The sequence below is a fragment of the Candidatus Brocadia sinica JPN1 genome (assembly GCF_000949635.1).
Taxonomy (GTDB): Bacteria; Planctomycetota; Brocadiia; order Brocadiales; family Brocadiaceae; genus Brocadia; species Brocadia sinica.
Genome location: NZ_BAFN01000001.1, coordinates 624,279 through 651,240, shown reverse-complemented (window position 1 = coordinate 651,240; position 26,962 = coordinate 624,279). Strand labels below are relative to the sequence as shown.

General features: G+C 40.5%; 24 protein-coding genes, 6 tRNA genes and 1 pseudogene. 15 read left to right on the top strand and 16 right to left on the bottom strand.

Going from position 1 to position 26,962, the window contains the following annotated elements; translation table 11 throughout:
* Window positions 1-340: 340 nt before the first annotated feature.
* Window positions 341-2,083, top strand: coding sequence for a hypothetical protein (locus tag BROSI_RS02980; RefSeq protein WP_157842342.1), 1,743 nt, complete (start codon window positions 341-343; stop codon window positions 2,081-2,083).
* Here BROSI_RS02980 and BROSI_RS02975 read toward each other — a convergent pair.
* Window positions 2,034-3,056: a cache domain-containing protein gene (locus tag BROSI_RS02975; RefSeq protein WP_052562231.1), complete on the bottom strand. Its 1,023-nt coding sequence runs from the start codon at window positions 3,054-3,056 to the stop codon at window positions 2,034-2,036. The genes BROSI_RS02980 and BROSI_RS02975 overlap by 50 nt on opposite strands.
* 120 nt (window positions 3,057-3,176) lie before the next feature.
* On the bottom strand, window positions 3,177-4,085 hold the full coding sequence (locus tag BROSI_RS02970) for a hypothetical protein (RefSeq protein WP_052562230.1): 909 nt from the start codon (window positions 4,083-4,085) through the stop codon (window positions 3,177-3,179).
* A gap of 329 nt (window positions 4,086-4,414) precedes the next feature.
* Here BROSI_RS02970 and BROSI_RS02965 point away from each other — a divergent pair, with 329 nt between their 5' ends.
* The 11 genes from BROSI_RS02965 (at window position 4,415) to BROSI_RS02920 (ending at window position 10,923) form a co-directional block, all read left to right on the top strand.
* Window positions 4,415-5,446, top strand: coding sequence for a hypothetical protein (locus BROSI_RS02965; protein WP_157842341.1), 1,032 nt, complete (start codon window positions 4,415-4,417; stop codon window positions 5,444-5,446).
* A 72-nt stretch (window positions 5,447-5,518) separates the two neighbouring features.
* Window positions 5,519-5,595 (top strand) — tRNA-Arg (locus BROSI_RS02960).
* Between the two features lie 38 nt (window positions 5,596-5,633).
* Window positions 5,634-5,710 (top strand) — tRNA-His (locus BROSI_RS02955).
* Between the two features lie 221 nt (window positions 5,711-5,931).
* Window positions 5,932-6,005: transfer RNA gene (locus BROSI_RS02950), tRNA-Arg, on the top strand.
* Between the two features lie 46 nt (window positions 6,006-6,051).
* Window positions 6,052-6,127, top strand: a tRNA-Lys gene (locus tag BROSI_RS02945).
* A gap of 122 nt (window positions 6,128-6,249) precedes the next feature.
* Window positions 6,250-6,334 (top strand) — tRNA-Leu (locus BROSI_RS02940).
* Window positions 6,335-6,356: 22 nt separating this feature from the next.
* Window positions 6,357-6,431, top strand: a tRNA-Gly gene (locus BROSI_RS02935).
* A 43-nt stretch (window positions 6,432-6,474) separates the two neighbouring features.
* Window positions 6,475-7,758, top strand: coding sequence for a trigger factor (gene tig, locus BROSI_RS18855; protein WP_082058991.1), 1,284 nt, complete (start codon window positions 6,475-6,477; stop codon window positions 7,756-7,758).
* A 102-nt stretch (window positions 7,759-7,860) separates the two neighbouring features.
* Entirely contained in the window at window positions 7,861-8,484 is a 624-nt protein-coding gene (locus tag BROSI_RS02930; RefSeq protein WP_102046814.1) for an ATP-dependent Clp protease proteolytic subunit, read from the top strand.
* 336 nt (window positions 8,485-8,820) lie between these two features.
* Window positions 8,821-9,177: a ComEA family DNA-binding protein gene (locus BROSI_RS02925; RefSeq protein WP_157842340.1), complete on the top strand. Its 357-nt coding sequence runs from the start codon at window positions 8,821-8,823 to the stop codon at window positions 9,175-9,177.
* A 204-nt stretch (window positions 9,178-9,381) separates the two neighbouring features.
* Window positions 9,382-10,923: a multiheme c-type cytochrome gene (locus BROSI_RS02920; RefSeq protein WP_052562225.1), complete on the top strand. Its 1,542-nt coding sequence runs from the start codon at window positions 9,382-9,384 to the stop codon at window positions 10,921-10,923.
* Between the two features lie 372 nt (window positions 10,924-11,295).
* Here the strand turns inward: BROSI_RS02920 and BROSI_RS02915 are convergent, their stop codons facing one another.
* Both BROSI_RS02915 and BROSI_RS02910 read right to left on the bottom strand, forming a co-directional pair.
* Window positions 11,296-11,724, bottom strand: coding sequence for a hypothetical protein (locus BROSI_RS02915; protein WP_052562223.1), 429 nt, complete (start codon window positions 11,722-11,724; stop codon window positions 11,296-11,298).
* A gap of 150 nt (window positions 11,725-11,874) precedes the next feature.
* Window positions 11,875-12,393: a phosphatidylglycerophosphatase A family protein gene (locus tag BROSI_RS02910; RefSeq protein WP_082059332.1), complete on the bottom strand. Its 519-nt coding sequence runs from the start codon at window positions 12,391-12,393 to the stop codon at window positions 11,875-11,877.
* A 145-nt stretch (window positions 12,394-12,538) separates the two neighbouring features.
* Between BROSI_RS02910 and BROSI_RS02905 the strand changes: the two genes are divergently transcribed.
* Both BROSI_RS02905 and BROSI_RS02900 read left to right on the top strand, forming a co-directional pair.
* Complete coding sequence (locus BROSI_RS02905; protein ID WP_052562221.1) at window positions 12,539-13,543, top strand: elongator complex protein 3; 1,005 nt, start codon at window positions 12,539-12,541, stop codon at window positions 13,541-13,543.
* Window positions 13,527-14,216: a DUF6873 family GME fold protein gene (locus BROSI_RS02900; protein ID WP_052562219.1), complete on the top strand. Its 690-nt coding sequence runs from the start codon at window positions 13,527-13,529 to the stop codon at window positions 14,214-14,216. The genes BROSI_RS02905 and BROSI_RS02900 overlap by 17 nt, the downstream gene beginning before the upstream one ends.
* Window positions 14,217-14,424: 208 nt before the next feature.
* Here BROSI_RS02900 and BROSI_RS02895 read toward each other — a convergent pair.
* Window positions 14,425-14,985, bottom strand: a pseudogene (locus tag BROSI_RS02895) (DJ-1/PfpI family protein).
* A gap of 122 nt (window positions 14,986-15,107) precedes the next feature.
* Entirely contained in the window at window positions 15,108-15,368 is a 261-nt protein-coding gene (locus BROSI_RS02890; RefSeq protein WP_052562218.1) for a hypothetical protein, read from the bottom strand.
* Window positions 15,369-15,751: 383 nt separating this feature from the next.
* Here BROSI_RS02890 and BROSI_RS02885 point away from each other — a divergent pair, with 383 nt between their 5' ends.
* Window positions 15,752-17,521, top strand: coding sequence for an IS1634 family transposase (locus BROSI_RS02885; protein ID WP_052562217.1), 1,770 nt, complete (start codon window positions 15,752-15,754; stop codon window positions 17,519-17,521).
* A gap of 97 nt (window positions 17,522-17,618) precedes the next feature.
* On the opposite strand, the gene BROSI_RS02880 is transcribed toward BROSI_RS02885, so the two are convergent.
* The 10 genes from BROSI_RS02880 to BROSI_RS02840 all read right to left on the bottom strand — a co-directional run bounded on the left by BROSI_RS02880 (window position 17,619) and on the right by BROSI_RS02840 (window position 26,412).
* A complete protein-coding gene (locus BROSI_RS02880) occupies window positions 17,619-18,578 on the bottom strand; it encodes a hypothetical protein (protein WP_052562216.1) in 960 nt (319 codons plus the stop codon).
* A 167-nt stretch (window positions 18,579-18,745) separates the two neighbouring features.
* Complete coding sequence (locus tag BROSI_RS02875; protein ID WP_052562214.1) at window positions 18,746-19,342, bottom strand: hypothetical protein; 597 nt, start codon at window positions 19,340-19,342, stop codon at window positions 18,746-18,748.
* A gap of 34 nt (window positions 19,343-19,376) precedes the next feature.
* Window positions 19,377-20,612, bottom strand: coding sequence for a beta-ketoacyl-[acyl-carrier-protein] synthase family protein (locus BROSI_RS02870; protein ID WP_052562212.1), 1,236 nt, complete (start codon window positions 20,610-20,612; stop codon window positions 19,377-19,379).
* 149 nt (window positions 20,613-20,761) lie between these two features.
* Window positions 20,762-21,973 carry a beta-ketoacyl-[acyl-carrier-protein] synthase family protein gene (locus BROSI_RS02865; RefSeq protein ID WP_052562209.1) on the bottom strand — a complete coding sequence of 404 codons (1,212 nt, stop codon included), beginning with the start codon at window positions 21,971-21,973 and terminating at the stop codon, window positions 20,762-20,764.
* A 175-nt stretch (window positions 21,974-22,148) separates the two neighbouring features.
* Window positions 22,149-23,630 carry a B12-binding domain-containing radical SAM protein gene (locus BROSI_RS02860; protein ID WP_052562208.1) on the bottom strand — a complete coding sequence of 494 codons (1,482 nt, stop codon included), beginning with the start codon at window positions 23,628-23,630 and terminating at the stop codon, window positions 22,149-22,151.
* Window positions 23,631-23,724: 94 nt separating this feature from the next.
* Window positions 23,725-23,859, bottom strand: a complete 135-nt coding sequence (locus BROSI_RS20945) for a hypothetical protein (RefSeq protein WP_261338842.1) — start codon at window positions 23,857-23,859, stop codon at window positions 23,725-23,727.
* Window positions 23,860-23,975: 116 nt separating this feature from the next.
* Window positions 23,976-24,401, bottom strand: a complete 426-nt coding sequence (gene acpS, locus BROSI_RS02855) for a holo-ACP synthase (protein ID WP_230400629.1) — start codon at window positions 24,399-24,401, stop codon at window positions 23,976-23,978.
* 193 nt (window positions 24,402-24,594) lie between these two features.
* Entirely contained in the window at window positions 24,595-24,858 is a 264-nt protein-coding gene (locus tag BROSI_RS02850) for a hypothetical protein (protein ID WP_052562204.1), read from the bottom strand.
* Window positions 24,859-24,906: 48 nt separating this feature from the next.
* Window positions 24,907-25,197: a DUF2325 domain-containing protein gene (locus BROSI_RS02845; RefSeq protein WP_052562202.1), complete on the bottom strand. Its 291-nt coding sequence runs from the start codon at window positions 25,195-25,197 to the stop codon at window positions 24,907-24,909.
* A gap of 57 nt (window positions 25,198-25,254) precedes the next feature.
* Window positions 25,255-26,412 (bottom strand): HD domain-containing phosphohydrolase, encoded by a 1,158-nt coding sequence (locus BROSI_RS02840; protein WP_052562199.1) that lies wholly within the window; start codon window positions 26,410-26,412, stop codon window positions 25,255-25,257.
* Window positions 26,413-26,962 lie beyond the last annotated feature (550 nt).

The following is a 26,962-nucleotide window of genomic DNA, read 5'->3' as shown; positions in this document are numbered from 1 at the left end:
TGTCTTTATTCCAAAATATGATATATCGCGCTACGATGCTTTTATTTAGTGTATAATTCAGTTTTCGTTTTTATCTTCTATTATCTTGCGTCTCGTACCGTGCATCCAGTATTATACTATTACTTTGTAAAAAACATCTTTTTTGCAAGTTTTCCACTACACTGTAAAGCGAACTTAAGTTCGCCTTACTTCATTTCCCCTTTGCAATAAAGTAAAGAGAGGGTTAATTTGGTTGTGTCGTGGCCGCACTAACTATTTGTTGTGCTGCATTGCATTGTTTATTAAAAGGAAAAACCCAAGCAGTCATTAAGTTGCCCTACTTAATCAAAATTAACCAAAAATGGCAATGAAAAATATTACCTATAAAGTGCCGGAAAATGACAAGGAAGTCTTTGTTGATCCAGCAATAGATCGTATACCAGATTTGGTACATGAAAATCGGCAGAAGATACATAATTACAAATTCGAAATGAATGGCATTCCTTTTCAGATATTGCGAGATAAAACCCGTGAGGAAGTATTACGTATGGCCGCAAATTATACGGTGGGGATTCAATCTCTGCTTCAAAAGAGTGTGTCTGGGCCATGTCTGTATGTGCGGAATAGTAGCCAAAAAGATGCATCATGGTATAGAGCACAGGATAAATTAGCCATGAGAGGGTTGGACTTGGATTATGAAGCAATCAAAAGTATTCCGATTATCCAGACGGGTCACGAACCCATTCTGTATTATCCGGGGGTGTGGATCAAGAATCATCTTACGCAATATTTAGCTGGTAAGCTGGGTGGCGTTGGCGTAAACATGATTGTAGACAACGATACATGTAATATGGGTTTTATATATGTACCAATGTTATCGGAAAAACAGGCAACTATTCAGAAGGTGTCGTTTGTAAAAGAGAAGAGCCATATGGCATATGAAGAGATCGTATTTGACGGCCCTGAAACGATACTCAAATTCAAAGAGGAAGTTTTAAACCTGCTGAAAAAAAATCTTTTCGATGAAAAGATAAAAACAACCGTCGAGTCTATGCAGTCCGCGTTTGAGACTTTTATCAACCGCATATTAGAGTGGTATCAAAAAGGTTGTGTTGACATGGTGGGTTTGTTAACGGCTGCAAGATGTGCGTTGGAGGTGGACTTTTGTCGTGGCAATCTTGAAGTGCCCGTTTCCTGGATGTGTGATGTGGACGGTTTTTATCATTTTTTATTGCACGTTTTCTATGAGGCAGAGTGGTTTGCTAAAATCTACAACGGGAAGTTGGCTGAATACCGTAGTATCCACAAAGTTCGTTCAAAGGTAAATCCGCTGCCGGACTTGAAAATTACGGCGAATTTAGTTGAGTTACCCTTTTGGATATGGAAAGCAGGGGGACAGAGAGGTAAGTGTTACATGATGAGGGAAGGGGAATTAATAAAAGTTACCAATGGAGTGGATGTTGTAGTTACTCTGAAAAAAAGCGACGGGACTAAAAATAATATAGCGAGATTAAAAGCATTGAAGGAAGGCCAAATGAAGATACGTCCGCGGGCGATTACGACGACTCTGTTTTCCCGGTTATTCTTTTCAGACGTTTTTATTCACGGGATTGGAGGGGCAAAATACGATACGATTACTGATGAAATTATGAAAGAATTTTTTGGTATTGACCCTCCAACCTTTGTAACAATTTCTACTACCTTGTTTTTGCCATTGGATACATTTGGTTTAGATATCAGAATTTTGCAAGTCCTTCAACATGAACTGAAGGACATGAGTTATAATCCAGAGCGGTATGCTTCAAAAGAAACACAGAATGATACAGAATTTGTAAAAAGAGTGAAGGAAAAGGAAAAGCTGTTAGCGATGATGTCGATTATGAGCAAAGAGGAGAAAAGATGTTATTTTAATCAAATCAAAGAATTGAATAAATTAAATCTGGCTAAAATAGACACCGAACTTCAAAGGAAACGGAAAAAAATAGATACCGTTAGAGGAAAACTTGCCCATAATGAAGTCATACAATTCCGGGAATATCCCGTTTGCATATATCCTACGAAGGCATTGAGAGATTACTTCTTACACGTTTTTTCCGGAGGGTGAAATAGAGATATATACCGGTAATACCGCCAATTATTGTGCCAATAATAATCAGGTTTGTTTTAAGAGCGAGAATCGGATAAAATGCCTCTTTTACATCAATTTCTATCAAGAGTACCCACGCCACATCTTTCAGATTATCGAGCGGGGTATATGCGCTAAGTACAGGGATATTCCGGTAGTCCTTTACAATTTGAATATCGGTGTTCCCGCGAAAAGCATCTTGGGTAGCCTTTGTATTGATTTCAAGTTTTAGAATGGTATTCTGTGTTAAAAACCTCGATTTCGATCGCATGAAATTATCATCACCTACAATATAAATCTCACCTGTCTCTCCAAGCCCGTCTCTCTGTGATAAAATGGCATCAATCGTAGAATAGGGCGTTTCTGCGACAACGACACCTAAAAGTTTGTTGGCGAGGTCATATACCGGAGCGGCCCCCATGAATATAAAATCTTTTGCCTCTTCGCACCATGCCAAATCAGAGAATTTAACATTATTTAATGCCTCTTTAAATACTTCTCCGATAGAAAAAGAACTGTATTCTCCGGTACGTAAATTAGTCCCGAGGTATTCGTCCCTTTTGACTCCAAAGACGACATTCCCGTCCGTATCAACTAAGAATATGTTATTATATCCGTGTTGTCTGAGGAAGTGTTCAAGGAGGGGACCGTAATAGGTATCCACTTGTTTGTAAGCAGAGTCATTAAACCCGCCAGACTGAAAGGCATTTGAGAACCGTGGTAAACTTTGAACAACCAAGGGATTTTTCGAGAGGATATGAATATCTCCGTATCTCTCATGGAAAAAATTTTGAATTTGTAATTTTTTAATTTCCCTGACAGAAATTAAGTGGTTCATAAATTCGTGTTTCATGGCGGGAACAAGGGTTTTATAAGTCAGTGGCCCCATGATAACCAAAAAGGTGAAAATAGCGATGCCTGATGCAATAAGAATTTTATGAACAGGTTTCAATGGAATAATTCAAGATCTCGTGGATACTTGCCCCCCGCTATGATGTAAGATTAAGACAATGTTGTGTGGTAACACCATATTTAGTACAAGATAATACAAATAAATTTTATTTTGTCAAGTTTATTGATTGACGGAGTGATACGTTTCGATAAAAAAATGTATGTCTTCCACGTCTCCGTCAATCACCTCAATGGTATAGTGAGTAACCCGATTTTTTTTAAGGAGTGAGATAATTTTATTCATGTCCATATCATATCCTTGAGAGAGATGCGAGTGTGTGTCACCGTCTGGGTATTTCAGATTCCAATTGAGCGGGGTTCTATTGGTATTTATATGGACACCGATTACCTGACATTGCTTACAAACCGCGTCAAGTCCTGCGTAAAAATCAAACTTGTTTAAAATGGCTGATGCCCATAGATGGCCTATATCGAGCCAAATCGGACAATCAAGATAGATTAGGTGTGCAGGTGTTTGGTTTCCATTGCCAATGCCAGGAAAGTCATTTTCCACGCAAAGAGTGTATGATGGATACCTTTCTCTTAGCAGTCTCATATTTTTTTTTACGGTGTTTTGATAATTTCTGTACTCTTCGGTTTTCAGAAATGCGGGATCCATAACACGTGTATCTTTTAATCGATATTTATTGTCGATTGCGTCACTTAAGACCTTGCTGTAATTGGCAGGGTCATTTTTAATAGGTTTCTGGGTCATAAAAAAACCGTGAAATAGCGCGACAGTGCTTTGCAAGGATTGCATAACAGAAGCGGTGTTTTGAAATGATGCAAGGATGGTAGGGAAGTCATCGTTTGCCAGATTGATAAAGTGGTCTGAGAGTATAGGTGCATGCATAGTAAACATGGCATCAAGACCCTTAATTTTGTTGTACAAGTCATTGGTAATAGAATTATGCAACTGAAGGGCAAATTCATAGCCGTGTGATTCAATTAGGTTCCTGCATCGCTTGATCTTTGCAAGGACGTCACCATGGTAAAAACACATTGTACTCAGTTCGATTTTGATAGTCATCTTTTCAGTATAGAAAGTATCTGTTGATAATGAAAGATGAATTTGAAAAACGTGCCGTATTTTTATATCACGTAACAATATAGTATACGCAAGTTATTCTACATGAGGTAGGAAATACATTCCTCTGTAATGTCTCTTCCACTGGAGGTGTATTTTTATATTATAGTTAGGACTCTGTTATAACTACTTATAAAAATGCAATTTATGGAAATAGCGTGTATTGTTTAGAGAATATACAAAAGCGGGGGAGTATTAAGGTATATATTTTGCTCAAATCAATACAGCTGGAGTATTTTGTATGGAATCATTTTTCTAAAGGGATGGGAGATATGCTAGAAACATCCAGGGTGGGGATGAGCAATAAACAGGGGGATTTCAGTATTTTAGTAGGTGCCTACGATAGCGTAGAAACATCTCCTTTTGAAAAAGTAATCTATGATGAATTAAAAAAGCAAGAGTTAAGGGCTGGGTTCAGCTGTGATACCGTGACAACCAGAATTAAGGGGGGGATACTATCCCAGCTTGAACGGAATACTTTTGAGGGACGGGCTGGGCATCCAGATTTTAAAGAGAATACATCTTCGGCGCTGAAAGAGCAGTTTAAAAAATACAAAGAGGACCAATTGTTATCAAATCCGGGAGGGGATTATTTCAATTTAGATAAAGATGTTGATGTAATGGATTATAATTCGGATCAATCTAAATTTCTTGTAAGGGTAGGAAAAGATTTCAAAGATGTTGGAGAAAACTTCATAAATATAATTAAGGATATTGGTCATGGTGCGTCCTTTAAGTATATTGATGAAGAAGGCCGCATTCAAAATGGCAAGAAAGTGGGAGTTGTAGGCGCCGTGGTTGATTTTTTTAAAGATATTGCAAGTGGGATAACATTAGGCAAATATACACCCAAAGGTGAAAATACCCCTGGCAATGCCCTGGAAGCTACAAAACATTTCTTTAAAAAGATATTTGTAGATGCCATATTCAAAGACATGGTGGTGGGAATACCCAGAAGTGCTATCCATGTAGGAGAGAATGCGATATTTATCTGCATTAACCTTGCAGAAATCGTTCCGGATGCAACGATAGGCAATTTTAAGAAAGGGCAGGTTATAACCACAGAAATTTTTGATGATGCGCAGGTATTCGTAGACTTCATTACGGACGTTATTCCGATGGGTGAGGCAGGTTCCAGGACACGGGCCTTTACATTTAAAAAGGGGATTAGGGGATTTCCTGTCGTCAACAATATTACCTCTCCAGAGCGAGGAATAAAAGATGAAAACTGGAGATATGTGAGAAATACACCACTCAGAAAGACTATTGAGTCAATGGCTATGTTAGTGCCGGTTCGAATGTAAAGCTATTGCATTCAAACTCTAAAATTGTATTGATATTTAATCTATTATTGATATAATTTTACCTAAGTTTGAGCGCCAGTAGCTCAGCTGGATAGAGCATCGGATTTCTAATCCGGCGGTCGAGGGTTCAAATCCTTCCTGGCGCGCCATATATAAAAATTCAGGTTGCCAGTAATTACACACTGTGGTGAGCGTAGCTCAGTTGGATAGAGCATTAGACTGTGGCTCTAAGGGTCGCGGGTTCGAATCCCGTCGCTCACCCCAATTTTGAGTCCCGCGCCAAAATTTTTGTTGCGGGACTTATTTGTTTATTGAAATCAAATACTTTCTGTTAAAGTATTTTTGGCAATGTATTCCTACGGGGAATGCAGTTGACTTTTTTAAAAAAGTAATTATAATTTGTGTCTTAGTCGATATCGTTTCATGTAGCGGTGTTTTGAGCTATCTTAAGTATAAATATAACGTGCTTTTGCGCGAAAAATTTTGCGCTCGTAGCTCAATTGGATAGAGTGGTGGACTTCGAATCCAACGGTTGCAGGTTCAAGTCCTGCCGGGCGCGTTATTCATAAGAACCTTTTTGACTTTTTCCGCATAAACCGTTAAGGGCGCCCTTAGCTCAGTTGGTAGAGCAACTGACTCTTAATCAGTGGGTCGAAAGTTCGAATCTTTCAGGGCGCACCATCTATTACGATGCAGTTGTCTTTTGAGCGCCAAAGATCCGGTTTAATTCTCGTTTGTTTTTACCAAAGGGAAAAAGTAGATTCAGGAATTCCGCCAAGGGTGTAATTTTATTGCCATATTGGGCGAGGGTGGCGGAACTGGCAGACGCGCAAGATTTAGGATCTTGTGCCTTACGGCGTGGGGGTTCGATTCCCCCCTCTCGCACCAGAAAATAGATTTGAATTAAGTAGCGGGTGTAGCTCAGTGGTAGAGCGTCACGTTGCCAACGTGAATGTCGTGGGTTCGAACCCCATCACCCGCTCCATTTATTTATTTTGGATGGAAAAGTATTGCAGGATAATAATACGATGAATGTAACAATTGAAGATGCAGGGCCTTGTAAAAAGGTTTTAAAATTCGAAATACCTAAGGAAACAATCGAGGGTGAGTTTGAAAAGAAGACAATAGAGGTTTGTGATACGGTAGAATTGCCCGGTTTTAGAAAAGGCCGTGCGCCGAGAAAATTAGTTGAAAAGCGGTTTGGTTCACAGATTAAAGACGAGGTAAAACAATCGGTTGTTAGTGATTGTTACCAAAAGACACTTGAAGAGCAGAAACTGAGCCCAGTGGGTAATCCCAAATTTAGTGAAATAGAACTGGAAATGGGAAAACCCCTTACATTTGATGTGACATTGGAGGTGTGGCCGTCTTTTGAGATTAATCAATACAAGGGTTTGAAATTAAAGAAAAAGCCAGCCAATGCAACTGACGAAGATGTGCAAAAAGTATTAATGGATATGGCCTTTCGAAAGGCGCAACTTACCGTTGTTAAAGAGGGAACGGTGAAAAAAGGAGATCATATCATCGGTGATTGTAAAGTAGAGGTTGGCGGAAATACTGTGTTCGAAGATGATGATGTTGAGATTCCTGTCGTGAATGGTGTTCCGGTTGCCAATACAACGATACAGGATTTAGCCGCTAAATTGGAAAACATGAAGTCCGGTGAAGAGTGCAAAATTGATGTGAAATTATCGGACAATTTTGTTAAAGAAGAATATCGGGGAAAAGATGCGAAGATAAGGCTTAAGGTAAAAGAAATCAAGCGTCTAATTCCTGCCGATATTCATGATGATTTTGCAAAGACAATGGGATTCGATTCTTTAGAAGATTTCAAATCCAATATTCGCAAACGAATTGAAATTGATAAAAAGAAATGGGTTGAAGACGATTTGAAGAATCAGGTACTTGATGTCCTTTTGGATCAAACAAAGCTTGAATTGCCGCAAGATTTTTTGAATCATCATACAGACCAAAGGGTGTACAAGCATCAATTGGATTTATTAAACAGGGGCGTTCCTTTGGAAGAAATTCAAAAGCAAGCGGATGCGATTAAAAATGCATCTGCAGAATCGGTAATGCGGGAACTCAAAGCTTCTCTTATCATGAATCATATTGCCGAAAAGGAGAAGATATTTATTACCGAAAATGAAGTGGAACAGCAAATTGCCGATATTGCGCGATCGTATAATACAGACATCGCACGGGTTCGCAAGCAGCTGGAGCGTCAGGGGAATCTGTCCTATTTGCGAAACGATATGCGAGAAAATAAGGTGATGAATTTTCTCCTCAAGGAAGCCAGCATAGAAGGGTAAGGTTACAAACCCAAGAAAATCAGGAACTGGAGCAAAATAAACGAAAGGAAGTTATTTGTGTATAAAGAGTATTTGTCGTATTTGGAAAACGGTGAATTTCCTGTGGTAAATGTCAAGAACAAGTATGGCGCGCTTTTTGTGCCATATGTTGTTGAAAAGACCGGATATGGCGAAAGGCATTATGATATATTTTCAAGGTTACTGAAAGACCGTATCATTTTTATTGGCTCAGCCATTGAGGACACATTGTCAAACCTGGTTATAGCACAAATACTATTTCTCCAAAACGAGAACAAAAATCAGGATATCAACATTTACATCAATTCTCCAGGAGGTTCAATTACATCCGGTCTGGCTATTTACGACACCATGCAATTTGTACAATGTGATGTCGCAACATTCTGTATTGGTCAGGCTTATAGCATGGCCGCTATCCTCCTTGCTGGTGGAACAAAAGGAAAAAGATATGGCCTTCCCCATACGCGTATTATGCTTCATCAGCCATGGGGCGGTATGAGGGGTACGGCAACAGATATTAGTATTCAGGCAGAAGAAATACTGCGGATGAAGAAATGTCTGAATGAAATTCTTGTAAAACACACAGGGCAACCGTTGGAACGTATCGAAGCAGATGTAGACCGTGATTTTTATATGTCTTCGCAAGAGGCAAAAGCCTATGGTCTTGTCGATGAGGTAATAGAATCCTTACGGGATAAAAAGAAATAGGTTGCTATAAAAATACTTGAAGGAGTTGAAAAAGTAGAAAGGACACGCAGATGCGTGTCCTTTCTTATTGATACAGCAATCAGCAATTTTGTTCATTCTTGTGATCTTTTTTGTATTATCCTTGCCCTGTTCATTCTCTTCCCTAATACATATTGATAAAATTACAATATTCTGTTACTAGCTAGGATTTCAATGGTTAAAGTAAATTGTTTGTCTTTTAAAGATTTTTTGGTTTTCGGTTTATGTTTTGCTTATTGCAGTCCTGTACACGTGTTTGTTTTGCAATCAAAGGCCTTTGGGATTCTGTTTAAAAATCTTTTATTAAAGGAGGTTGCTATGCACACAATTCGTAAATCTTTTGTGGCAGTTGTGCTGATGCTTGTGGTTGGTTTTGTCTGTCAGGTAAGGATTTGCTTTTCTGCCGTGGAGATAGAAGGAAAGGTAAATATTAATGCAGCTACCGAAGACCAGATTGCATTATTGCCAGGTATTGGCCCTAAGTTGGCTGCAGAAATTATAAACTACAGGACAAATAATGGTAATTTTCAAGCTATTGATGACATCAAAAAGGTAAGTGGCGTGGGCGATAAAAAATTTGAGAAGATCAAAAATTTTGTTGCAGTAGAGGGAGATACCACCATAAAATCAACAAAGATGATAAAGGGTGAAAAAGAACAAAAACAAGAAAAATAAAAAAAGAGACTCAGAAGAATAAATACCGTAACGTACTCGTTTTGAAAAAGAGGATAGACCAGAAAAATCTATCCTCTTTTTTATTTTAAAAAATAAATTTTTTGTATAATAATTAGTAAGAATTTTTGTAAAATCGGTTATAAAAATAGGGAAGAATGGTTTTCTGTAGCTATAGTAGTTTTTGCTGGTAGTCAGGGAAAGGTTTTGTATAATTCGGCCAAAGCCAGGTTTACCAGCGGGCCGGAAATCAAAGACATTAGTCCATGTGGGACTCATTATTGTCATTCTGTGATTGAAGAAAGGATGTCATTGTCTATGCGGTTATTTTTCAATTATACATGGTGTTTCATACTCGGTTTATTTTTTGTTTCTTTAAACGTGTCCTATGGGAGTGATCCCAGAGAATGGTCGCCCACATGGAAACTTCCTCCGGGACAGAGACCGGAAAATATCGTCGATCTGCCTATTACAGTGCCGGGAGACGTAAGGATAAGTCAATTTTTCAGTCCGATCTCCTGTGGCGCCTGTCATCCTGAAATCTTCAAAATGTGGAGCGGTTCAACTCATGCGAATGCATGGAGAAATCCTCTCTTTCAGGCCCTTTATAACTTAGGGAAAAAAACGGCAGAAGGAGAATCTGAAAAACGGAACATAGAATCTTGTGTGCGATGTCATTTTCCTATCGGTCACAGCGGAGCCGAAGCCAGCCTCCCTCTCGACGATGAAAAGGGTGGAGTTATCTGTGATTTTTGTCATTCTGTTCGGGCAACTACTGGTGTAGGAAACGCACCATACATATTAAGCCCGGGCAATGCTGCTGCTATGGAAGGTGGCACAAAATATGGCCCTTTTGCTGATTCCCCGGAAACAATTCATAAAAATCAATACTCAGAATTGCATACACGCTCAGAGTTTTGTGGGGGTTGCCATGATGTGTCACACGCAGGAAACAATCTTCCCATAGAACAAACTTATACTGAATGGCGGCAAGGTCCTTATAATACAGGTGACCCCAAAACAACGATACATTGTCAGGATTGTCACATGAGGCAACGACCGGGGTTCCCGTGTACCGGTAGCACAGACAGACCCGATAATCCTGGTTTTGCATCCCCTGAAATTATGGGAGGTAAAAAACGTCCTCATATATGGACTCACTATTTTGTCGGAGGGAGTGTTACCCCCATATCCCTGCCTTCCGGCTCAGAACTGCAGCAGCAAATGGCGGTTGAGAGATTGAAGAACGCCGCAACTTTAGAAGTATCTGTGAATCCTGCCTCGAAAAGGGGTGATTTGCTAAAATTCCATATCGATATAAAAAATACGGGTGCAGGGCATCATATACCCACAGGCCTTACCGAGATGCGGCAGGTGTGGTTACATGTTTCAGTAACCGATGCAGAAGATAAGATTATCTACCAAAGTGGGAAAGTGGACGAAAAAGGGAATATTGATTCGAATGCTACCATTTATCACACCGTATTTGGAAATGAAAAGGGAGAAGAGACACTTCACGTATGGGCTGCAACACACATCATATCCGATAATCGCATCCCTCCAAAGGGAAAAAAGGAAGAACATTTTATTTGCTTACTTCCCAATGATGCCAAATCCCCGTTGAAGATAAAGGCCGTGCTGCATTACCGGAGCGCGCCCCAAGACGTTGTGGATGCGCTTTTGGGAGAGAAATCTATGAAGCTTCCCATAATCGACATGGCGGAAGTATTAAAGGAAATCAGTTTGTAAAAGGGAGAAATTTTCGAGTCAGTCAGATGCACGTTCTTGTGCACCTGAAGGAAGAAAAGGGGGCAAACCTTTCCCCCTTTTCTTCCTCTTTCGAGGAGAAATATAAAAGATTGTTTCACAAGTTCCTCAGAGGTTACGCATTGGTCTGTCAGAGTTTCATAATAAGACGGCACAACTCTTACGGTATGGGTTGTAGTCGTATCCTTCTCTACCGTAACTTTAAATGTAACGTTATCAATTTTCTGAACTGTTATCATAACATCGTGAACTCAATTCGACATCGTCTAAACTTTCTCCAAAATATTTTTGGAGGACAAGAAACTTTTGGATACCACAAAAGCATAAAGGCGAATAGATTTAAATACTTTATATTTAATCTGGAAGTATCATTTCTATAATCTTTAAGGTATTTTGGATATAAAAATTTGCTATCCATTGTATTACCATTGCAAATACACTTGCCTGGGCTACTGAATACCTGCCATTATCTTTTGATGAAAAATTATTTTTAATCTCATTATGTCTATCAATCATTCTTTTTGAATTTTCTTTTTGTTGATTTCTTGCAGATACTAAAGAATTAGATTTAAGGAAGGATATGATTTTTTCTACACCTTGCCCTTCATTCATTAAATTATTTAAGGGGTATGCGAGAATCGAATCTTGGTAGTAATTTGGATGAGCATTTATTTCATATTCTAATATCTTTTCCCAAGAATAATGTATAAGCGAAGAAGGAAGTAATATTAAAATCCGAGAAAGCTCCTCGTGTATTCTAAACGCATCAGATAACTCTGCCAAATGAGCACCAGAAAAAGCTAATGAGATATTATTATTGATAAGATAAGAAGTCAGTTTATTTATTGCAGATCAACAGGTTAAATGGATATTTAATGAAACCATTTATTTTACTCCAGAGCTTAAGCTGGTCATATTTCAGTGGGGTACATTTTATAGAAAAATGAACAGTATTCCTGCTGTTACTGCGGAAGTTATTATGAGGGCGTAGATACCGGCAATAACATCATCGAGCATAATCCCAAGACCCCCAGGAATGCTCCTTTCTAAATCTCGAATGGGCCACGGCTTCCATATATCAAAAATACGGAAGGCAAGAAATGCCGTTGCTACAAGGGAAATCAAAAAGTAGAAAAAGGATTCGTCGTTGATGCATTTATGGAGAAAAGGTAATGGGAAGAGGGTTATCCATTGGCCTACGACTTCATCAACGACAATAAATCCGGGATCCTTCTTCCGGGCGCTTTTCTCAACGCTGTTTGATACCCCTATGCCAATCAAAAACAAGGCGACGGTTGCAGAGATGAATGCATAGGGACCGGTATATATGGAAATCAAATAGGCAAATGGAACTGCTGCCAGACTGCCCCATGTTCCTGGCGCCTTCGGAAGAAGCCCCGAGCCAAACCATGTGGCGATAATCCGGCTAATATACTCTCTCTTGTTTTTCATGTAATGATGAAGAATAAATGGGAAACGGTGCAAAAACAAAACAGCGTTATATTGTAATTATTTTTTATCATTTTACCTCAAATATTTTTCCTCTGCAGTAAAATTATGATATGGTAAAATTATCATAGACCTTTGTGAGGATATCGTGAAAAAACATTCTAATATTCCTATATTTATCCCGGAGCTTGCTTGTCCGCACCAATGTGTTTTCTGCGATCAGGAGAAAATCAGCGGAACACATTCCATCCCGCAGCCAAAAGAAATTCGGCATATTGTCGAGCAATACCTTGAAACAATACCCAGAAACAGAATCATAAACATCGCCTTTTTTGGAGGGAGTTTTACGGGGATACCTGTTGATCTGCAGGAACAGTATCTGAAAGAGGCCTTCGAGTTTGTAAAAACCGGGAGGGTATCAGGCATCAGATTGTCAACCAGGCCCGATTATATCAATGAAACCATCCTTGAATTGCTGAAGAAGTATGGCATAACAACGATTGAGCTGGGTGCGCAGTCCACCAGCCGGGAAGTCTTGCATCAATCAGGACGCTGGCATACCCCCGAAGATATTCAAAATGCATCCCGGATGATTTGCAAATATGATTTCGAACTGGGTCTCCAGATGATGGTAGGTCTGCCAGAAGACAGCTATGAACGGTCTATTCAGACCGCCAATGATATCGTTTCATTCGGCGCCCGTAATACTCGAATTTATCCTGCAATTATTGTAAAGGGAACCGCCCTGGAGAGACGGTATCGGGAAGGGAAATACATTCCGTTATCACTTGAGCAGGCGGTAGAGTGGACAAAGGATCTCGTGCGTATATTTGAAAGAAACAACGTATCTGTCATACGGATGGGGCTGCACCCGTCCGATGAACTCGTTGCCGGAAAATCCCTGATAGATGGGCCATTTCACCCTTCTTTTAAGGAAATGGTTATGACAAAGATATGGGAAGAGATCGTTCATGCCAAACTGAAAGGGAATACCTCGAATAACATCAGGATATCTGTTTCCAATAAGCAGATTCATTACGCCATAGGGTACAAGCAGGCCAACAAGGCACGATTACAATCAATGGGGTATACTGTTCAGTTTGCAGGTAACCACACATTTTCTCAGTATCAAATAGATGTTTGCGATAATTGATTCCAGATCGTCGGCAAGGGTGATCACCACGTTAAAGGAATATGTTAAGGACGTCTTTGCGTTTCAAACGAACGGGCTGACTTACGATTCCATTTCGGGGCATCCGGATATTTTCATATACCAGGATAAAGACCACCTTGTGGTTGCTCCAAACGCACCGGTCGGGTTGTTTGAGTTTTTAGAACGCCATAGTATTGCATGTCTAAAAGGAAAAACGGATGTCGGAAATGAACTTTATAACAGCACTCAATACAACTGCCTGAGCACGCCAGATTTTCTCTTTCACAAACCAGGATATACGGACCCTGCAATCTTAGAAATAAATACAAGCAAAGAGTTTATACGATTACCTCAGGCCTATACACGATGCAGCCTTATCCATTTATACGGAAACAACTATGTTACCTCCGACGGGGGAATAGAAAAGGTATTGTCGGGAAAGGGATTATCTTGTTTTTATTTTAACCCCAAAGAAATACGCATACGGGGACACAATAACGGCTTTATTGGGGGCACAGCCGGTGTATTGGGGAAAAGCATATTTTTTAACGGAAATATCGAACTGCATGCTGACGGGCAGCGACTAAAAGAGCACTTATTGAATATTGGTTTTGAGATTGTCTGTCTTTCCAATGAATATTTATATGATGGAGGTTGTATATTTTTCGTTTGAGCAAATGAAACATCACCTATTGCAGTATTTACAATCAATTTACACAGCGGCTGAATATTCTTTTACCTCGTGATGGAACATAGTAAATAGCTGCGTTAAATTCTATCTTAAAAGTCTTTCATGGACATAAGCTACCATTTTAGTTAACAAAATAAGTGGTTCAGGTTACACACCTGAGTGAACCCGCCGAGGATACGTAGTTTTAGTCCTATATCTCTATCTTCGTTCCCAACAAAGACAGGAATTTTGCAAGCCATTCAGGGTGTGCCGGCCAGGCTGGGGAGGTAACCAGGTTACCATCCACGTACGCCTTGTCTAAGGGGACATCAAGCCATTTTCCCCCTGCGCGTTTTACCTCCGGTGCTAATGCCGGATAGGCCGTGCATGTTTTTCCTTCAATTACACCATCCGCTGTTAATACCTGCATGCCGTCGCAAATTGAGGCAATAGGTTTCTTTCTTTCGGCAAAGTGTCTTACCATTTCCAGCACGCGCTCATTGAGCTGGATATATTCCGGAGCACGCCCACCCAGAATAACAAGGGCATCGTAATCGGCCACTTTTACCTTATCAAAAGTCGCATTCAACGTAAAATTATGTCTTGGCTTCTCGCTATAGGTCTGCCCCCCTCAAAATCGTATATGGCTGTACGTACCTTTTTCACCTTCTCTTTTCATAGGACAAACGGCATGTACCGTATGCCCCACCATCAGCAGTGCCTGGAAAGGCACCATTATCTCATAGTCTTCTACGTAGTCACCGACAATCATCAAAATCTTTTTTGCAGCCATTTGAACTCCTTCTCATAATCAGAACAAATCGGGAAATGGTGATTATTCAGCATCAAGAAGAACCCCTTCGTCCTCTACGAAGGTAATGCTGTTGAATTAAGTTAAATACTTCTCCCTCTCAGGGCTAAAAAAATAACAAGATTAATCATGGGTGGCACGGACAAACTTCGTTTGTCCGTGCTCAATAAATTAAAGAGTAATTTCATCAATTGCCAAAACAACATCTCTTTCACCCATATACCAACTCGCGCTAGACCATCTCCATTCTTCAGGAGATAGCACAAGCCTTCGCCTGACGGGATTCCTATGCATATAGTGAATCTTTTCCAAAAGTTCATCTCTGCCTGTAATATTTCGATCATATCCAGGTCCTGCTTGCCAGAACCTAAAAAACTTCTTTGTCCCTTGTTTAATAATTAATTTGTCCAACCAATCACGATTGTTTTCTTTTAGAAAATATTTCGTTTGTTTTTCTTTGTTGTTGCCTTGTTTTATATTCCATATTAATGTACATATTCAAACAAGCATGGACAAACAGTGTTTGTCCGTGCCACCCTGTAATCCGATAATATTGAAATTCCCAACATCGGGTTAACCCGACTTTCGCAATTCGCACCCCAAAAAGGTCATTTTTGGGTATTTGTCTCCTGGAAACCATTGATTTTACTGGGGTCGATTTCAAAAACGGCTTGTAGTGCCGACCTACCCTCTTGACGACTTCACGGTGGCGTGAGAAAATGTCCGCATGTTTTTACGAGAAAAGACACGGACAAAAGACGGGAAAACCCACCAGTATTGGAGCGTAGTAGAGAACCGTCGGATCAGCGGAGGCAGAGTGGTACAGCGACAAGTGCTCTACCTGGGAGAACTCAATGACAACCAGCGAGCGGGGTGGGTTCGGACGATAGAGGCGGTCGCGGGTGAAAAGCCCACAGCAAGACAAGTGGCATTATTTCCGGACGACCGGGAAGCCTTGCCCATACCGGATTGTGAGACCGTCCAGGTGAGGTTGGACAAAATAGAATTGCGCTGTCCCCGGCAATGGGGAGCAAGTTGGTTGGGATTATATTTGTGGGATATGTTGGAACTGGACATCTTTTGGAGGAGTCGTCTGCCATCAAGCCGGAAGGGGACAAGCTGGCTGAATATGCTCAAGGCGCTTGTCTGTTACCGGCTGATCGATCCGGGAAGCGAATTTCGTTTTCACCGTGAGTGGTATGTGCGTAGCGCAATGGGAGATTTGTTGGGGGAAGATGATTCGCTGGCACAGAAGGATAAGCTGTATCGTTGTTTGGATTTGCTGCTTGAGCACCGCGACGAGCTGTTTGGTTTTTTAAAAGGGCAATGGGGCAAGCTGTTTGGCGCGAAGTATGATGTGCTGCTGTATGATTTGACGAGTACGTATTTCGAGAGTGAACCGCCGGCGGCGGATGCTGTGAGTAAAAAACGTTTTGGGTACAGTCGTGACAAACGTTCGGATTGTGTGCAGGTGGTAGTGGCGTTGGTATTGACGCCGGAAGGGTTTCCCGTCGCCTACGAAGTATATCCCGGTAATACAAGAGACACTGCGACATTAGAGGAGTTTCTGGATCGGATAGAAAAGCGGTATGGGAAATTTCGGCGCACCTGGCTCATGGATAGAGGTATTCCAACGGAGGAGGTGTTGGAAAAGATGCGTGAGCGGGGGATTGATTATTTGGTTGGTACTCCGAAGGGGCATTTGACGCGGGTAGAAAAACCGTTGCTTGAACAGACGTGGATGCAGGCGCGGGAAAGCGTCCGTGTGAAAATTCTTCAGCAAGAGTCGGAGTTTTACGTTTACGTGGAAAGCCAGGACCGGGTGGCCAAGGAACGTTCCATGCGTTGGCGCAGACTCAGACGTTTGTGGGCGGGTTTGCGCGAACTTCGCAATCGAAAGGTCCTCACGCGCGATGATCTGCTCATGCATATTGGCGCGTTAAAGAAAGAAGCCGGACGAGACTTCAGATTGGTCAATATTTCCATTCCCAAACCGCAGGAGCCGGTCAATGAAAATACGTTCCGGTTCAGTTTGGATCGGGAACGCCTGAGGCAGGCGTATCGGCGCGAGGGGCGTTATTTGCTCCGTTCCAACATGCAAGCCACCGCACCAGAAACCGTGTGGGAAAATTATTTGCTGTTGACGCGGATTGAACAGGCATTCAAGGATTTAAAGGGATCGCTTTCCATCCGCCCCATATGGCACCAATTGGAAAGGAGGATTGAAGCCCATATTTTTGTCTCCTTTTTGGCATTCTGTCTCCACACGACGCTGCGAAATCTTGCGCGGGGACGAGCCGCAGGGTTGACGTCTGAAGCAATTTTGGAAAAACTATCGAGCATTCAAATGATTGACGTTCATTTACCGACAACGGATGGTCGCCACATTGTCATGAGCCGCTATACACAGCCGGAAAAGGATGTTGTTCTCCTTTTGGCACAATTGGGATTGACGCTTCCTGAACAACCTCTGTCCAAGATTTATGCATCAGGATAGGTCGGTCTGTAGTGCCGACCTTTTTACATGACCCCTTGATTTTCATGGCTTAGCGGTTTGCCTACCCCTCGAATTGCGAAGGTCGGGTTAACTTACTTTACTTTGTAAGCCCTGTTATTCCGGCAATAAAAAAATAAGAAAGGATAAATCCTGCAATTGAGTGGAAAAAGAAATAATAACGTGCAAATCCACGCAATTTTACCTCATCGTGCTGTTTATCAAAATGAACAAAAGGAAACAAGCTGTCTAAACTGTAACAAAAGGCTCTCAATAAGTTATTATTTCCATTTTTTACATATTTAAAGAAAATTAACGTACCAAATGTCGCCAATCCTAATAAATAATAGACCACCTGCAATAAATAATAACCGTAACCAATTAAATATTTAAGAAGACTTAAATAAATCCAGCGAGTCCATCCCTCAACGCCTTTCCTCTCTCGTTCTCTGCTTTCAAACATGATTTCTTTCGCTTTTTCATTATAGCCTGCCTTTTGTAAAACACTTGCAAGTTGTTCGTATGGTTGAGGGGTATAATTCCTTTGTCTGCTTAACCAATTTTTAAACCAGGAATGGTTTTTTATAGTAATATCAATTTTTTCTCTCATGGATATCCTACTTAACCGATCGTACTTAAATCCTTCTAAATCCAAGTTTATTGGCCATGACTCAGGCACATCATCTAGACAGTCAACTTGTGTATTGCTGAGGATAAATGTTTTCTCTTTATCCCACTGCGTAGGTTTCTGTTCCCTTGAAATAAGCCGTAATTCACCGTTTATTATCGTTCCTGTTAAATCTAAAGAAGAAAAGGTATTAGAAGATATATCTAAAATTTTAAAAATATTACCATATCGAAGTGATACGTTTTTATTAAACCTGCTATTTGCCATAATAATACCTGTTTTCACTTCTATTGAACCCATAAGCAATTCATCTGAAAAATTAGATTCTATTATGTATAATTCCCTCCCAATTTTTGCATCAGCAAGAATCACTTTTGTAAAAGTAGATTTTTCAGATATTACAGGATTATCTTTTACCTCTATTTCTCTCATATTCAGATTTTCTGTAAATTTTGAATCTAATATTATTAATTTACTACTGACTTTGGTTCCAATAAAATTTACTTCGTCTATGAAATTTGAATTACTAATCTCAAATTGGCCTTCTATTTTAGCATTATCAATATCTACACCTTTTGTAAACGCAGTTATACTCCGAATCAGAAGATCAAGTCAAATTCACACCCTTTTTCTATAATCAGGTGATTTTCTATTTGAACAGAGGTCATATTTAATCTTTTTAGGAACTTATTTTCAGCGAAGTATAAAAGATGAGAAGTTTTTAAGAATGAAAAATATACATCCTCTTCGAAGCGAGAACCTTCTAATGCAAATGGGAAATTAAGAATTGCATTTGAAAGATTAAGGGGTTCCCTAAACCAAGCGCCACGGATACAAATGCCATTGCGTGTTATTAAACTGCGGAAATGTTCGTCAAAAACGACAGTCTCCAGAAATTCTGGTCGTAATATTCTATTTTCAGACCATACCTCAGAAATTTTTGGGTCGAGATTACTACCATAATTTTCTGCTTTATTAAAGTCTGCAATTTCACCTCTGCATATACAATCCCAAACCCATTTTTCCTGAGGTGTCCAACTATTGGTCGGTTCAGTTTGATAAGATTCTATTGGAAAAGTTGGTAAGTTGTTCGTAATAGCTTCTGAAGCACTTAGGGTGGAGGAAACAAATGAAAAGAGTGTTATAAGTGAAAAAATACAAGGTTTGTATAAGTTTCTAAAAAAGCACAAGAACATAGTAAAACTAGTAATAGAAAAAGTCGTATTTCTACTATTTGTTATATTTGCTTATCACCAGACATGAATTATTTCCCTCATAATCCATGGCATTTATCACTGCGTTTTGAATTTCTTTTTTGAGTGATTTTTCCAGAACGAGATTCAGATTGATTTCTGGATCTTTGTTGCTGTGATTGATAATGTGCGGTATTTGACCTGTGTTTATTGACATGAGCGATGAAATGAGTTGTGCTGCACCGGAGGTACCGTACGATTCTCCGATGTTCGATTTTATTGCTGATAAGGGAATACAATTGCTATTTGCACCAAATAAAGACTGGATTGCCTTTGCCTCCACTGCATCCTGCATCTTGCATCCATTTGCATTTGCACTGATGAGATCAACATCCCCTTTTTTTACCCCTGCGTCTTCCAGTGCATCGTTCATGGCCTTTTCGGCACGACGCACTCTTACTTCTGCCGGATGGTTTTTACCGCCCACGAAGGTATTACCAAAGCCTTTTACCTCTGCATAGATATGGGCTCCTCTGTCAAGTGCGTGCTGAAGCTCTTCAAGGATGACCACGTAACTGCCCTCTGACATGACAAAACCATTTCGCGCCTTATCAAAGGGTAAACTCGCCTCTCTTGTACCATCAAGACCCGATAACAGGCCGCGCAGGTAAAATATCAGATACAAATCAATGGATATCTGCTCGACGCCGCCTGCCACAATTACCTTGGCCATATCCCGTTGAATCATCTTAGATGCATCCGCTATGGCATCGGTACTGGACGTAAAACCTGCTGATATGGTGCGGGCAAGTCCCTTGATTTTAAAGATGACCGAGACGTAGTTGATGGAAGAATTCAATGCAACATCGTAGCTGAGCATGGGTGATAATTCGGATGGATTATTCCTGATAATTTCATAAAAATAATCCGTTGTTTCCGAAAAGTTGCCCAGAGATGAGCCGATAACGATACCCATCTGTTCTGATAGGGAACCATCTGTTGGAAGTTTTGCATCATCAATGGCCATCTTAGCAGCTGATCCCAGGAATCGTGTACCCTTGTTCAAGTACTTTAAACCCTTGCTGCCGAGGTGTATTTCGGGTTTAAGGTCTCTTATCTCACCGCCCAGTTTGCATTTATAGGGAGAGAGGTCCAGAGAAGACATGGGTGCAACACCCGACTTTCCGGCAATAAGATTATTCCAGAAGTCCTCTTTGCTACATCCCAGAGGGGATGCGACACCTAAACCGGTAATAACGACTCGCTTTTTCATATACCTTTAACCACGGATTAACACAGAAGATCGCAGATATAAAACATTATAATTTAACACAGAGAAACAAAGTGCACGAAGAATTTAAATTAACCACGGATTACTACACACAAACACGGATAAAGACTTAAATAATGGGTTCGCTCCGCCTAACCCATCCTACTGAATATCGTCGTAGCGTTGTTACCACCAAAGGCAAAGGAGTTATTTAAGACATGCTTCACTTTTAACTCGCGTGCCGCATTGGGTGCATAATCGAGGTCGCATTCCGGGTCGGGTGTTTCATAATTAATCGTCGGGGGAACTATACCATGCCTGAGTACCAGGCAGCAAACGACCGATTCTACCGCACTCGCAGCGCCCATGAGATGACCAATCATAGATTTGGTAGAACTGCAGGGAATCTTATATGCGCCCTTGTTAAATACGCGTTTTATAGCAATAGTTTCCGTCTTATCGTTATGGGGTGTACCCGTACCGTGGGCATTGATGTAACCGATATCTGCGGGAGAAAGCTTTGCCATCCTTAACGCATCGCTCATGCATTTTACTGCGCCGTCACCCTCTGGGTGGGGCGCCGTCATGTGAAATCCATCACAGCTCAAACCATAACCAGCCATTTCAGCAATAATCGCTGCCCCGCGTTTTTTGGCAAACTCGTAACGCTCCATAATCAGTATCCCGGCCCCTTCCCCAATCATGAGTCCCTGACGATTTTTATCGAAAGGCTGACAACGATCAGGAGCCAGGGCTTTGAGGTTGTGAAAGTGGGTAAATTCCGTTTGAGGAATCATGTCACCGCCGCCAACCATTACGACATCCATCTTATTATCCACAAGGAGGTCATAAGCCCAGGCAATGGCGTGATTGCCCGATGAACAGGCATTCAGTGAGATCATGGTTGGACCCTCAAAATCAAAATAGTGAGCGAGAATATTGGTAATCGAATTGGGCGGGTAAACGGCTGCAACGATTTTATCGAAACCGTTATCTTTTTTTGAGGTATCTAAACGCAAAAGCCTTTCAAATGGCGTTAATTCGGCTGCAAGCGTCCCTATGGCAATACCAAACCGTTCCCGATCGGATTTCTTGTCATGTAACAAACCACTTTCCTGCAATGCCTCTCTGGCTGCATAGTAAACGTATTTATGGATGGTGTTTTCCTTAATCTGATTCTCTAATTCAAAGTCCCATTGGAAATTTTTTACTTCACAGGAGCGATGAACTTTATATTTAGAGGTATCAAAGGACTTCATCTCATTGGCCCCGTTCCTGCCCTGGATGAACGATTCCCAGCTTTGCTTAACACCAACCCCAATGGGTGTGACCAATCCTAATCCCGTAATTACAACCTGTGGCATATTTTTCAACCGTTAAAACAAGAGAGGTCAACGATTCACCCTTCCAAGGTGAATCGTTGACCTTTAATAATTCCATAAGTAGGATAACTCTTCGGTCTTGTTACAGAATAACGTTCATAAAGAAATTGTTCAGAATCCAGAAATCAGGAGTCTGTGAATCTATTGCTATTCCTTCTTAGGATGATACCTCAATCGGTGTCAACTCGACCTTTTTCCCCTGCTTTTTCTGGGCGTTATATCGCTTCAAGGCCTCGTCATAGAACCCCGATGCTTGCAGTTCCTTTAAATTTTGGATCAGGTGCTGGTATACATTTTGCCAATCCAAATTTACCCTGAATGCAAACATGGCGGCATTCATATTGTCTTTCAGCACCTCTTTTGCATTCTGGAATCTCTGCCGGAGAACTTCAGTAGCATAAATCCTGTCATACAAATATTGAAATCCATCGATAAGTTCCTGAAGAGACATGCTTTTCAGAACATAGGTGAGATGATGCGATGTGTAATACTTCCAATCCTCCGGAAAGTCTGTCCTGAAAAGCCTTCCTTCACCGTTCAACCGGTGATAAAGCGGCGTATTGATAAATGGACACAAAATGCCGCAGGTCATAATATCAACATGGGAATCCAGAACAAAATCGGCAACTTGTTTAAAGGTCTCCGGGGTATCGGCATCATTTCCAAAGACCATCGTCCCCCATACGGCAAGGCCGTGTTTGCGGATATTGGCAATGGCCTCAAAATAATTTTCAATAGAGATGCGCAAATTTACATTCTTGTTCATCGTTTTCAAGGCTTCTTCGTTGATCGACTCAATACCGATTAATACACCAACACATCCGCTTTTCCTCATATATTCAAGGGTTTCGTCGTCTTTATAAATATTAAGGGAGGTAAAACCAAACCAGTTCTGGTAAATACCCCTATCCACCATACCTTTGAAAAGATCCCGGACACGCTCGTTGGACTTTTTACTATGGCCGTAGAAGTTTTCATCCGTCAGTATCAAACCGCGATATTGTCCCTTAATGGACTCGAACTCATCAAGGACATCCTCGATGGGTCTTTCACGATATTTTCTGCCCTGGAACTGGGGCACAGAGCAGAACTCACAGCTAAATGGGCATCCTGCAGTAGTAATAATACCTGAATATCGGTATTTATACTTATCCTTCAAATATTTTCTATCCGGACGCAATCCCTGATACAACTCCATGGGTGTCAGAACACCATCGTATCTTTTTTGGAGGCAGCCTTTTTCAAAATCACCAATAATCTTTTCCCAGGTGGTTACAGCTTCCCTGGTCACAACACAATCCACGTATTTTGCCGCCTCTTCCGGGTAACTGGTTGCGTGAATACCACCCATAATCACCGGTACGCCCCGTTTTTTACAGGCAGTAGCTATCTGATATGCACGATGAGCCTGATAACTTACCGATGTAATACCGACCAGGTCAGCCCCACCAAAAGTAATCTCCCCTGTATTTTCATCAATCGCAAGTTCCTGGGTTTCATCGATGATATCGACTTGCCAGTGTTTTGGTGTTAATACCTTCAGATAGCCGAGATTCACAGGCATTTGATTTAATACCGAGACATTCTCCTCACCAACATTTCCAATTGGATGTGGATTGATCAATACAAGTCTTTTCATGAATATACCTCTTTTAGATGCAGAAAAAGCAGAAAAATCAAATTCTTTGCATTTTCATAAACATAATTTGATATAAGCCGTACAAGTCTCGTTACTACTTCCTGATGTTTAAAGAACGGCGCAGGTGCCACAATAAGCCATCCCCCTCAATAACTTCGTACCTCTGCTTATCGTCTAGATTATAATACTCATCGTATGTCCAATGTCCTGAAATAACGGCAGTTGTCATTTTCTTACCTATTTTCAGTTTTATAACTATTTCGTTTGTTCGTTTAAGTTAGCGGCAAGCTGTCGACAGTGGTAATGGGAATTTCCCATATTTAACTACGATATTTTGGGTTGGAGTCAACCATCAGGCGAGACTTCTGGTATTGCCTTTGGCATTAACAAAACCTGGGCAATAGCGTAATCGTGGCAGTGGGATAATGATACAGATATCGTATTGATACGTTTCTTGTCTGCCAATTCTTTTACACTGCCATAAAGATTCAAATATGGCTTGCCCATTTCATCATTTAAGAGCTCAATATCCGTCCATTTCATTTTATCGATCCAGCCAGTCCCCAGGGCCTTGAACATTGCCTCTTTTGAGGCGAAGCGAGCTGCAAAATGTTGATATTTGTTCTTCTTTTGTTTACAATACTCCACTTCTTTTTCCGTGTAAATTCTCCTCAGAAAATCTTCGTTAGCAGAAAACAATTTCTCAATACGTCTTATTTCTATAATATCAACACCAACATACATATCATATCCATTTCTATTTACATTCATTGTAACTACTTATAACGCAAGTATCTGTCACTACGCAAGCGGCATTGTACAAGTTTGTAAATTCAATGTCAATGACAATTTCCTCGTTTGATTTTACCCGTGATAAAACACGAAAGAAAGGAACAAAGTTAAACGAAAGGTATATATGCGGTTTGTCTGGTTTTTTCAATTGTCATAAGATGTAAAATCTTGTTTAACAAGTTTTCATGATTACACCAAGGGTCTCTTGCATATATCGTTTGCCGATATCTGCTACCATGTCGTAATCCGATTTTTTAAAACATATCTGACATTCAACATAATTATCGTTTTGTCGCAGACTAGGCAAGACACCGCTTTCACCTACACGCACCCCCATTTCAGGAGATTGTTCAATAACCTGAAAGTTACTAGTAAATATTTTAAATTTCTTTACATTACCACAATTGGGACATACGAAAAATGTGTTTGTTGCCATATACAGTTTCCTTTCACAATACAATAGCAAATTTGCAACAATACCATTCTAGAAAAATTGTATCTGACTATCCTTCATCTTTTGATATATGGAGGACCATGACCTTTTTGCATAGATGATAGGTATCCCCCGGTTGCCGGCAAGTTTCTTTATCTTATACGCCAGGTTATGGTTAACAAAATCATACAGGAGAATAATAAAATCAGCCTTTTCTGGAATTCTCCCACGGATCTTTTGTCCGTTCCTACCGGTTAAATGCTGGATATCCGTTACCCCCATTTTGTCGAGCTCTCTTGGAATACTTCCCAGATGATCTCCCCCTACGATTATTACTGACATTTTACACCTCATTTCACGAGTATCCCATTAAATCAAATTTAGATCATTGTTCATTCATCAAGCCTTTAATAACAAGACTTCAATTTCCTTTTCCTTTGAATTTGAATGACCCTGTCGCTCAAACTTAAATCCTTTTTCGTTGAAAATAGCCAAACAAGCATATACCACGTTGAAATCATAGAGTATACCTCTGTTGTGTGAAATTTCGTTTAATGCCTTATCTAAAGAAAAGGACTGCCTGTAAGGCCGGGGAGAAGTCATAGCATCAATTACGTCGGCGACACTGAGAATTTTTGTTTCTGGGAGGATATCTTTCCCTGGCAGGCCAAAAGGATACCCGGAGCCGTTAATCCTTTCATGGTGTTGAAGCACGATTTGGGCAACCGACCATGGAAATTCTATTTCCTTCAATAAGTCATAACCTACCTGTGCATGGTCCCTGATTACGCTCAATTCAGCATCAGTAAGCTGGCCGGGCTTATTGAGAATTTCATCAGGTACAGATATTTTCCCGATATCATGAAGCAATGCAGCCAAACGAACCCCAGCAATCCTGTCTTTTGAAAGACCCATTTCTTCCGCTATACAACAAGCCAGGTGGGCTACCCGTTTCTGATGTCCGGCTGAATAAGGATCCCTCGACTCAACTGTTAGCGCCAAAGTCTGAATAATACCTCTTAAAGACTTTTGTAGTTTCACAATACTTTGTTTCGATTCACTCTCCTGTCGTTTCCGGGCATCAATTTCTCCCATTAATTCTTCATTCAACTCCATAAGCCTTGATGAATGCTCAAGCATTCTTTTTTCTAAAGATTCGTTCAGCACACGCAAGCCTTCTTCAGCCTGTTTACGAGCCGTAATATCCCTGGCTATCCCCATAACTCCAATAAGCTTCCCTTTCTCATCCCTCAACGGAAAATTTCTATACTCACATAATATCTTTGTATTCTTAAAATAGAGTTCATACTGCGGACTCTCACCTTTTAAAGTACTCGCGTAGGCATCCATCGCTTTTTTTAAGTTATCTTCGTCAAAAAGGGTTGCGAATGGCTTTCCGTAAAATTCCTCTGGTCTCTGACCAGTAAATTTTTCAAATACTTTATTGACAAACAAAACATTTCCCTCTGTATCATAAATGTAGGTAAGGTCGGTTACTCCGGAAAATAACAATCTCATCAGCTCATTTTCCATCAATTTATAAACAATCTTTGACATTTCCACTTCAGCAACCCTCCATCCCAATAGTAAAATTAACGCGTTTCCGGTGTCTTTACTTCAGTTTTGAGTTGAAAAATTAAAATATGCCAGCCATTTTACTGTGCAAAGGAAACAACCTTTGCTCAATCCATTGTACACATTTGTACGAATGTGGCCGTTTTGCAGCAACAACGAACACCATCATAATTTTTTATTTTGCAAGTCTTAGAGGAGTACAACAGCTGCTACAGAAATTAAGATGCTGATTATCAAAAAAGTAAAAAAAATGGACATCCTTTACCCTCCCTCTTTATCAAAAAGTTATTTATAAAATCTGTCCTATCATCCTATATAATCAAAATGCATGCCAAAGACTGCGGGAATAATTTTACTACCTTTGCGAGAAGGCAGTTGAAAAGTTTTGCAACTATTTCAATGGTAAGGAGTTTCCCCTCCTGCCTCCCCATGTATGGGGAAGCTGTAATAGAGTTAACTGATGTAACAGCCAATGGCCGATTAACGCAATAGTATTGGGATTTTAACGATGAGGGGAATAAAAAAAATAACG